9 protein-coding genes are annotated in these 9,811 nt (G+C 61.4%); all 9 read left to right on the top strand.

Annotated features, from left to right (window positions below; all coding sequences use genetic code 11):
• On the top strand, positions 1-3,039 hold a 3,039-nt coding region (locus U862_RS0119575), incomplete at its 5' end, for a hypothetical protein (RefSeq protein WP_025111968.1).
• Between the two features lie 103 nt (positions 3,040-3,142).
• Positions 3,143-3,472: a hypothetical protein gene (locus U862_RS0119570; RefSeq protein WP_025111967.1), complete on the top strand. Its 330-nt coding sequence runs from the start codon at positions 3,143-3,145 to the stop codon at positions 3,470-3,472.
• A 177-nt stretch (positions 3,473-3,649) separates the two neighbouring features.
• Positions 3,650-4,423, top strand: coding sequence for a glucose-1-phosphate cytidylyltransferase (gene rfbF, locus U862_RS0119565; RefSeq protein ID WP_025111966.1), 774 nt, complete (start codon positions 3,650-3,652; stop codon positions 4,421-4,423).
• A complete protein-coding gene (gene rfbG, locus U862_RS0119560; protein WP_025111965.1) occupies positions 4,405-5,487 on the top strand; it encodes a CDP-glucose 4,6-dehydratase in 1,083 nt (360 codons plus the stop codon). The genes rfbF and rfbG overlap by 19 nt, the downstream gene beginning before the upstream one ends.
• On the top strand, positions 5,484-6,044 hold the full coding sequence (gene rfbC, locus U862_RS0119555; protein WP_025111964.1) for a dTDP-4-dehydrorhamnose 3,5-epimerase: 561 nt from the start codon (positions 5,484-5,486) through the stop codon (positions 6,042-6,044). Before rfbG ends, rfbC begins: the two co-directional genes overlap by 4 nt.
• Positions 6,041-7,267, top strand: a complete 1,227-nt coding sequence (locus U862_RS0119550; RefSeq protein WP_025111963.1) for a class I SAM-dependent methyltransferase — start codon at positions 6,041-6,043, stop codon at positions 7,265-7,267. Before rfbC ends, U862_RS0119550 begins: the two co-directional genes overlap by 4 nt.
• Complete coding sequence (locus U862_RS0119545) at positions 7,264-8,385, top strand: DegT/DnrJ/EryC1/StrS aminotransferase family protein (protein WP_025111962.1); 1,122 nt, start codon at positions 7,264-7,266, stop codon at positions 8,383-8,385. The genes U862_RS0119550 and U862_RS0119545 overlap by 4 nt, the downstream gene beginning before the upstream one ends.
• Positions 8,382-9,047 carry an acetyltransferase gene (locus U862_RS0119540; protein WP_025111961.1) on the top strand — a complete coding sequence of 222 codons (666 nt, stop codon included), beginning with the start codon at positions 8,382-8,384 and terminating at the stop codon, positions 9,045-9,047. Before U862_RS0119545 ends, U862_RS0119540 begins: the two co-directional genes overlap by 4 nt.
• 29 nt (positions 9,048-9,076) lie before the next feature.
• A complete protein-coding gene (locus U862_RS0119535; protein WP_025111960.1) occupies positions 9,077-9,805 on the top strand; it encodes a cephalosporin hydroxylase family protein in 729 nt (242 codons plus the stop codon).
• Positions 9,806-9,811: the final 6 nt, after the last annotated feature.

Below are 9,811 nucleotides of genomic sequence, written 5' to 3'. Positions count from 1 at the left end.
GGGGTCATCTCGGGGATCGGCGCGGGCGATACGTTCAACGACATCGAAGTCATCGCCGGTTCCAAATTCAACGACACCTTCGTGGTCGATAGCCGGATTTCGGGTGTCGATGGCGGTGAAGGCTTCGACACCGTCGATTACTCGACTTCGGCTGCCGGCGTGAACGTCGACATCCGTCCGGGCACCGGTCTGCCAGGTGTGGGTGGCGATTCCCAGGGCGTGACCCTGACTGGCGTTGAAAAGGTCATTGGTTCGGCCTTCAACGATAGCTTCACCACGGACGCCTACCTCTACGCCACCTACGACGGCGGTGCGGGCGACGACATCTACTACGTCAACGGTGGTGGCGTGACCGTCATCGAGCAAGTGGGCGGCGGCAACGATGAAGTGCGGGTCAGCTACAAGGACCACACGCTGGCGGCCAACGTCGAGCGTCTGACCTACACCGGTACAGCTGCGTTCACCGGTTGGGGCAATGCCAGCGACAACATCATCACTGGCGGTAACGGCAACGACATGTTCTATGGCGGTGGCGGTGCCGACCAGTTCTTCGGCGGTGCCGGTCGCGACACCGTGTCGTACCTCGACAGCACGGTCGCGATGAACATAAACCTGAAAACCGGGATCATCTCGGGGATCGGTGCGGGCGATACTTACAACAGCATCGAAGTCGTTGCCGGTTCCAAATTCAACGACACCTTCGTGGTCGATAGCCGGATTTCGGGTGTCGATGGCGGTGAAGGCTTCGACACCGTGGATTACTCGACTTCAAGCGCGGCCGTGAATATCGACATCCGTCCGGGCACCAGTCTGCCGGGCGTCGGTGGCGACTCGCAGGGCGTGACCCTGACCAACGTCGAGAAGGTCATCGGTTCGGCCTTCAACGATAGCTTCACCACGGACGCCTACCTCTACGCCACCTACGACGGCGGTGCGGGCGACGACATCTACTACGTCAATGGCGGCGGCGTGACCGTCATCGAGCAAGTGGGCGGCGGCAACGATGAAGTGCGGGTCAGTTACAAGGACCACACGCTGGCGGCCAACGTCGAGCGTCTGACCTACACCGGTACAGCTGCGTTCACCGGTTGGGGCAATGCCAGCGACAACATCATCACTGGCGGTAACGGCAACGACATGTTCTATGGCGGTGGCGGTGCCGACCAGTTCTTCGGCGGTGCCGGTCGCGACACCGTGTCGTATCTGGACAGCACAGTGGCGATGAACATCAACCTGAAAACCGGGGTCATCTCGGGGATCGGTGCGGGCGATACTTACAACAGCATCGAAGTCGTTGCCGGTTCCAAATTCAACGACACCTTCGTGGTCGATGGCCGAATCTCGGGTGTCGATGGCGGTGAAGGCTTCGACACCGTGGATTACTCGACTTCAAGCGCGGCCGTGAATATCGACATCCGTCCGGGCACCAGTCTGCCGGGCGTCGGTGGCGACTCGCAGGGCGTGACCCTGACCAACGTCGAGAAGGTCATCGGTTCGGCCTTCAACGATACCTTCACCACTGACGCCTACCTCTTCGCTACCTACGACGGTGGCGCCGGGGACGATATCTACTATGTCAACGGTGGTGGCGTAACCGTCATCGAACAGGCCGGCGGCGGCAACGATGAAGTGCGGGTCAGCTACAAGGACCACACGCTGGCGGCCAACGTCGAGCGCCTGACTTACACCGGCACCGGTTCGTTCACTGGCGTGGGTAACGCGATTGACAACATCATCACCGGCGGCAACGGCAATGATCTGCTTTACGGTGGCGGTGGTGCCGACCAGTTCATCGGTGGTGGGGGCATGGATACTGTGTCCTATGACGACAGCACAGTGGGCGTCAGCATCAACCTGAAAACCGGTGTCAGTACCGGTATCGCGACGGGTGACACCTACAACAGCATCGAGGCATTCACGGGCTCGAAGTACAACGATATTTTCGTTGGCAACTCCGTTGCGCTGGCAATCAACGGCGGCACCGGTCTGGATATGGTCAGCTACGAGTCGTCGGACAGTGCCGTCACCATCGACCTGAAAACCAACGTCAATGCCGGCGATGCTGCTGGTGATACCTTCACCGGGATCGAGATCTTCCAGGGAAGCAATTTCGCCGACACCTTGTCCGGAACGGCGATCAACGACAATTTCGTCGGTGGCGGCGGCGCCGACGTGATTGACGGGCGCGAAGGGATCGACACGGTCTGGTACATCAACAACACCACGGCGGTGAACATTAACTTGCAGACCGGCGTCAATCAGGGCGGTGATGCACAAGGCGATGTGCTGATCAACGTCGAAAGTGTCATCGGCACCAACTTCAACGACACGCTGATCGGCAACGCGCTGGCCAACGGTCTTGAAGGTGGCCTGGGCAATGACACCATTTACGGTGGCGACGGCAACGATGTCATTTACGGCAGCTTCTACACCCAGCTCGGGCCGTTCGCGGTCGACGTTGCTGCCGCTGGGCCACAAGCCGACATGCTGTACGGCGGCAATGGCAACGACCTCATCATCAGCGCTCCGGACGACCGTGGAACGTTCGCCTTTGGTGAAGCTGGCAACGACACGATCCACGTCGTCAGTGGCACTGCCGATGGTGGCGACGGTAGCGATGATCTGCTCGGTACCGGTGAAAACTTCGTGTTGCTTGGCGGGGCGGGCAATGACGCGCTGACTTTCGGCGCGCAATCTGCTTACCCGTGGCAAATTAAAGCCACCGGTTTTGCCAACGGCGGCGAAGGTGGCGACACCTATTTCGTCAATACCGGCTTGCTGGTGACCATCCGTGATGACGGCCATAGCGGTACGGACACGCTGATCCTGAACAACATCCGTTCGGCTGATGCGTTGCAACTGGCGCGGGTGGGTGACGACCTGTACCTCAACGACGGATATTTCCAGCCGTCCGACCCAACTGCCCAAGGGGTAAAACTGAAGGACTGGTTCGCTGGCTATAACACCATCGAGCACTTCATGGCCGCCAACGGGGATGTTCTGCCGATCAATGGCGATGGTTTCAGCATGTTTGGCTGATACCTCGGCGCGATGCGTCTTGTGCTGGTCGTGACGGGCCGCATTGCGCAGTGACAGCAGGCGACCTTGGGTCGCCTGTTTTGGTTTTTTTTTCAGGCTTTGATTGTTTCCCGCCGGCGCCATCTGCAATGACTGGGGCCAAGGGATCGACGTTTATTTTCAGCAGGCTGATGCAAAGCGCGCTTTAAAGGTATCCGGACGGGGCGACGGCATTGATGTGCTCAGCTACGGCGACAGCATGGTCGCCATGACATTGAACTGGGCAACCTGCGAACCGGCATCAACCACATCCAGACCGCCGATGGTCAGGTTTACGATTTGCCCGCAAGCGGCGATGCGGTTGCCATGTCTGGCTGATCTCCTCAGCCTGTCGAGTGATGTGTACGAAGGGATGGGGCCGCAGAGCACTCATCCCTTTTTTCTTGGTGAGTGACGCATCTGGCGTCGTCCCGCCGAGCTGGCGCGTTTCCTGCAAGTCCCCCTCAAATCGCCATAAAACGAGCGCTCGCGGTCATTGCCCCTGCGCCCGAAACGGCAGAAAGGTTTAGCCAGAAGGCTGCAGAGCTCAAGAAAGCGACGCGCAGCCCTGTGACGAACAAGAGGGGAGATGATGAAGGCAGTTATTTTGGCGGGTGGTCTGGGCACGCGTATCAGTGAAGAGTCGCACCTCAAGCCCAAGCCGATGATCGAGATTGGTGGCAAGCCAATTCTCTGGCACATCATGAAGCAGTACTCCGCGCACGGGATTCACGACTTCGTGATTTGCCTGGGCTACAAGGGGTACGCGATCAAGGACTTCTTCGCCAACTACTTCCTGCACACCTCCGACGTGACCTTCGACATGCGTGAAAACCGCATGGACGTGCACCAGAATTACAGCGAGCCATGGCGTGTGACACTCATCGACACCGGTGAAGAGACCATGACCGGTGGCCGCCTGGGGCGCGCCGCGCGCTATCTGGAGAATGAGGAAGCCTTCTGCTTCACCTATGGCGACGGCGTTTCCGATCTGAACATCAGCGCGTTGGTCGACTTCCACCTGACTCACGGCAAACTGGCCACCGTCACCGCTGTACAACCGCCGGGACGCTACGGTGCGCTGGATCGTGAGGGTGACCGGGTGCTGGGATTCACCGAGAAGCCGCGTGGCGACGGTGGCTGGATCAACGGCGGTTTCTTCGTGCTGTCGCCCAAGGTGCTGCCGTTGATCGAGGGTGATTCGACGTCGTGGGAGTCCGGCCCGCTTGACGGTCTGGCCGCTCGCGGTGAGCTGATGGCGTTTCAGCACGACGGTTTCTGGCAGCCAATGGACACCCTGCGCGACAAAAACCACCTCGAAGCGCTGTGGCAGAACGGGGAGGCTCCATGGAAGCAATGGGACTGAGTGCGGATTTCTGGCGCGGCAAGCGCGTACTGGTCACCGGTCACACCGGGTTCAAGGGCAGTTGGCTGACCCTGTGGCTGCAAAGCCTCGGCGCGCACGTCAGCGGCTTTTCCCTTGATCCGTCGACCGCGCCGAGCCTGTTCGAACTGGCGCGGGTGCACGACGGCATCAACGACCAGCGCGGTGATCTGCGCGATCTTGGCGCCTTGCTGGAGATCATCGCCGACACTGAACCGGAGATCGTTCTGCACCTGGCTGCGCAACCGCTGGTGCGTGAAGGTTATCGCGATCCGCTGGGCACTTACTCCAGCAACGTCATGGGCACGCTGAACCTGCTCGAAGCGATTCGTCAGGTCGGTTGCGTGCGTGCCTGCGTGCTGGTGACCACCGACAAGGTCTACGCCAACAAGGAATGGCTGTGGCCGTACCGTGAAGACGAAGCCCTCGGTGGCCACGATCCTTACAGCAGCAGCAAGGCTTGCTGCGAACTGCTGGCGCAGTCGTATGCCGCGTCGTTCTTCCCGGCCGACAAGTACGCCGAGCACGGTTTGGCGTTGGCCACCGCGCGTGCCGGCAATGTGCTGGGCGGCGGCGACTTCGCCCCTGAGCGGCTGATTCCCGACGTGCTCAAGGCCTGGACCGCAGACGAGCCAGTGACCTTGCGTTACCCGCAAGCCGTGCGCCCGTGGCAGCACGCGCTGGAGCCGCTGGCCGGTTACCTGCAACTGGCTGCCGGCCTCTATGAACAAGGGCCGGAATACGCCGGGGCATGGAACTTCGGTCCGGGCGAGGCAGACATGTGCAGCGTCGGCGAAGTGGTCGAACTGCTCGCCAATCGCTGGCCGCAGGCGCGCGGTCTGCGCATCGAAAAAAGCGAACTGCACGAGGCCGGCCTGCTGCGCCTGGACAGCAGCCGTGCCCGTCAGGTGCTGGGCTGGCAGCCACGCTGGACCTTGCAGCAATGCCTGACCCAGACCCTTGACTGGCACCTGGCGTGGCAGAACGGCGACGACATGCGCACTGTTACCCTCGGCCAACTGAACCTGTACCGGGGCGCGCTGTGAGCGAGTTTTCCTTGAAAGCGTTGCCGCTGACCGGTCTGTTCAGCGTCCAGCACAAGCGCTTCGAAGACCAGCGCGGGCACTTCGCCCGGCTGTTCTGCGAAGGCAGCCTGAGTGCGTTTGGCCGCGAATTTCACATCCGCCAGATCAACCATTCCTGTACCCGCGAGAAGGGCAGCGTGCGCGGTTTGCATTATCAGAATGCCAATGCGCCGGAAGCCAAACTGATCACTTGTCTGCGTGGCGAAGTGTGGGATGTGGCGGTAGATCTGCGTCCTGATTCGGCGACTTTTCTGCACTGGCACGCCGAGCACCTCAAGGCCGGCGACGGCCGCAGTCTGTTGATTCCCGCCGGGTTCGCCCACGGCTTCCAGACCCTGACCGACGACGCCGAACTGCTTTACCTGCACAGCGCCGATTACGCGCCGGAGCATGAAAGCGGGCTGTCGGTGAACGATCCACGGCTGGCGATTGCCTGGCCGTTGCCTGTCAATAATTTGTCAGCGCGTGATTCCAGCCATCCCGCGCTCGATCAACACTTTGCCGGAGTGCGTCTATGAACTGCCGTGGGTGCGCCGCACCGCTGAGCCTGCCGCTGATCGACCTCGGCACCTCGCCACCGTCCAACGCCTATGTGCACGTCGATCGCCTGGAACAGGCCGAACAATGGGTGCCGCTGAAGGTCGCCGTGTGCCAGCATTGCTGGCTGGTACAGACCGAGGACTACACCCGCGCCGACAGTCTGTTCGACGCCGAGTACGCTTACTTCAGTTCGTTCTCCAGCACCTGGCTGGCCCACGCCGAGTGCTATGTGGCCGAGATGGTCGAGCGCTTTGACCTGAACGCCGACAGCCGTGTGGTCGAAATCGCGGCTAACGACGGTTACCTGCTGCAGTACGTTGCCGGTCGTGGCATCCCGTGCCTGGGCGTCGAGCCGACCCGCAGTACCGCGCAAGCGGCGCGGGAAAAAGGCCTGGAAATTCGTGAGCTGTTCTTCGGTCGCGCCGCCGCCGCGCAGCTGCACAGCGAAGGCTGGGGCGCCGACCTGATGGCGGCCAACAACGTGCTGGCGCACGTGCCGGACATCAACGACTTCCTCGGTGGTTTCGCCACGTTGCTCAAGCCGACCGGCGTCGCCACCTTCGAATTCCCGCAACTGCTGACGCTGATGGCTGGCGCGCAGTTCGACACGCTGTATCACGAACACTATTCCTACCTGTCGCTGACGGCGGTGCAGACCCTGTGCGAGCGCAATGGCCTGGAAGTGTTCGACGTCAGCCAGTTGAGCACGCACGGCGGTTCGCTACGGGTATTCGTGCAGCGCAAGGACGGCCAGCGTCGTGCAGTGCAACCGGCGGTGCAGCAACAGCTGCAGGCCGAGCTGGAGGCTGGGGTGAAAACCGCCGGGTACTACGCCTCGCTCGCCCCGGCGGCCGAAAGCATCAAGCATCAATTGCTGCGCTTTCTGTTGCAGGCCAAGGCCGAGGGCAAGCGCGTGGTCGGTTACGGCGCGGCAGCCAAGGGCAACACCTTGCTCAACTACGCCGGGGTCAAACCGGACTTGCTGGCCTGGGTGGCCGATGCCAACCCGCACAAGCAGGGCAAATTCCTGCCGGGCAGCCGCATCCCGATTGTCGCGCCTGAGCGTATTGCCCAGGAGCAGCCTGACTACATTCTGGTCTTGCCGTGGAACCTGTTGAGCGAAGTGACGCAGCAGCTGTCTGCGGCCAAGGCATGGGGCGCACGCTTCGTCGTCGCCGTTCCGGAGTTGAGCATCCAATGAGCAGAATTCATTACACCAAACCCAGCGTTGGCGAGCTCGAAGCTCAGTACGCCCTGGACGCCGTGCAGAACGGCTGGGGCGCACGTTGCTACGAATACCTGACACGTTTCGAACACGGTTTTGCCGAGCATCTGGGCGCAACCTACGCCATCGCCACCTCCAGTTGCACCGGCGCGCTGCACATGGGCATGGCGGCCCTGGGCGTCGGCGCTGGCGACGAAGTGATCCTGGCCAACACCAACTGGATTGCCTCGGCGGCGCCGATCACCTACCTCGGCGCCACGCCGGTGTTTGTCGATGTGCTGGCCGACAGCTGGTGCCTGGACCCGCAGTTGGTCAGAAGCGCAATCACCCCGCGTACCAAGGCGATTCTCGCGGTGCACCTGTACGGCAACCTGTGTGACATGGACGCGCTGCTCGCCATCGGTCGCGAGTTCGGCATCCCGGTGATCGAGGACGCGGCGGAAGCCATCGGTTCGCAATGGCGCGGCAAGGCTGCCGGCTCGCTGGGGGCATTCGGGGCCTTTTCGTTTCATGGCACCAAGACCATGACCACCGGCGAGGGTGGCATGTTCGTCACTTCGGACAAGGCTTTGTATGAGCGGGTCCTGACCCTGTCCAACCATGGTCGTGTGGCGGGTTGCACCAAGCAGTTCTGGCCGGAGTTTGTCGGCTTCAAATACAAGATGAGCAACCTGCAGGCCGCCGTCGGCTGCGCCCAGGTCGAGCGAATTGACGAGTTGATCGAGCGCAAGCGGGTGATTTTTGCCAACTACGCGCGAGCCCTCGAAGGCGTGCCGGGTGTATCGCTCAACCCCGAACCGGTCCATGGCCGCAACGGCTACTGGATGCCGACCGTGGTGTTCGATGCCGACACCGGCATCCACCGCGAGCAAATGATCGCCGCGTTCCAGGCTGCCGACATCGACGCCCGGGTATTTTTCTGGCCGCTGTCGTCGCTGCCGATGTTCAGCGAATACGGGGTCGACACACCGCTGGCGTTTGCGTTGCCCGAGCGCGCCTTCAACCTGCCGAGCTATCACGACATGACCGACGCCGATCAGCAGCGCGTGGTGCAAGTGGTGCTGGATCTGCTGGCTCGCAGGCACACCTCGTGAAGATCTATCTGCTGGGCGCCGCCAACCCGGAAGCGGTGCGCATGCTGCACGCCGTCAAGCGCAGCGCGCCTAACATCGAGTTCGCCTTTCTGGACAACGACCCGCGCAAGCACGGCACGCTGTTTTACGGGGTGCCGGTGCTGGGTGGTTGCGAACTCGTCGGCGAACTCAATGGCGAGGACGTGCGCTTCGTCAATCTGATCACCGGCAGTACCCGGTTACGCTACGAAACCACCTGTCAGTTGGTCGAGGCCGGTGCGCGCCTGGGGCAGTTCGTTCATCCGGGTATCGACCTGAGCATGATCCGCATCGGGCAGGGCAGTTATCTGCAGGAAGGCGTGCTGATGCAGGCCGAAGTGACGCTGGGCGACAACACCAGCATCAGCGCCGGCAGTGTCGTGGGGCATGAAGGGCAGATCGGCCATTCGGTGTTCATGGCGCCGGGCGTGTGTATCGCAGGTTGTGTGGAAATCGGTGACGGGACCTTTATCGGGACCAACGCCACGATCCTGCCGCGCCTGCGCATCGGGCGCTGGGTGACCATCGGTGCCGGTGCAGTGGTGACCAAGGATGTTCCGGATTTTTCGGTCGTGGCGGGCAATCCCGCCAGGATCATCAAGACCCATGCAGTGCCTTACCCGGATGCCAGGGTGTTCCGGTAAGCCGTTTCCCGAATTTTTGGAGAGTTGCAATGAATCCGCATGAACAGTTTCGCGAAGAAGTAAAAGCCAACATTGAAGGCCTGCAGAACGACAAGGCATTGCAGACCGAGTCCCTGGACTGGGTCGGCACCACGGCCAGGCACAAGTACACCTACAACTTCAGCTGGATGGGCCGGCCGATCATTCAGTTCCCGCAGGACATGGTCGCGATGCAGGAAATCATCTGGAACCTGCGTCCGGACGTGATCGTCGAGACGGGCATCGCCCACGGTGGTTCGCTGGTGTTCTACGCCTCGATCCTGGAGCTGATCGGGCACGGCGAAGTGCTGGGCATCGACATCGATATCCGCCAGCACAACCGCGAAGCCATCGAAGCGCACCCGATGTTCAAACGCATCAGCATGATCCAGGGTTCGAGCATCGATACCGCCATCGTTGATCAGGTGCGCGAGCGCGTACAGGGCAAGAAAGTGCTGGTGGTGCTGGACTCCAACCACACCCACGAGCACGTCCTCGAAGAGCTGCGTCTGTATGCACCACTGGTGTCGGTGGACAGCTATTGCGTGGTCATGGACACCGTGGTCGAAGACATGCCGGCCGATGCGTTCCCGGACCGTCCGTGGGGCAAGGGTGACAACCCGAAAACCGCAGTGTGGGCGTACCTGGAAGAAAACCGCGATTTCGAAATCGATCAGGCGATTCACAGCAAATTGCTGATCACAGTCGCGCCGGATGGTTATCTGCGTCGCGTGCGTTAATCGACA

The sequence above is a fragment of the Pseudomonas sp. H1h genome, assembly GCF_000633255.1.
GTDB lineage: Bacteria > Pseudomonadota > Gammaproteobacteria > Pseudomonadales > Pseudomonadaceae > Aquipseudomonas.
Note: the sequence above shows the minus strand (reverse complement) of the source record. Positions and strands in the feature narration are given on the sequence as shown.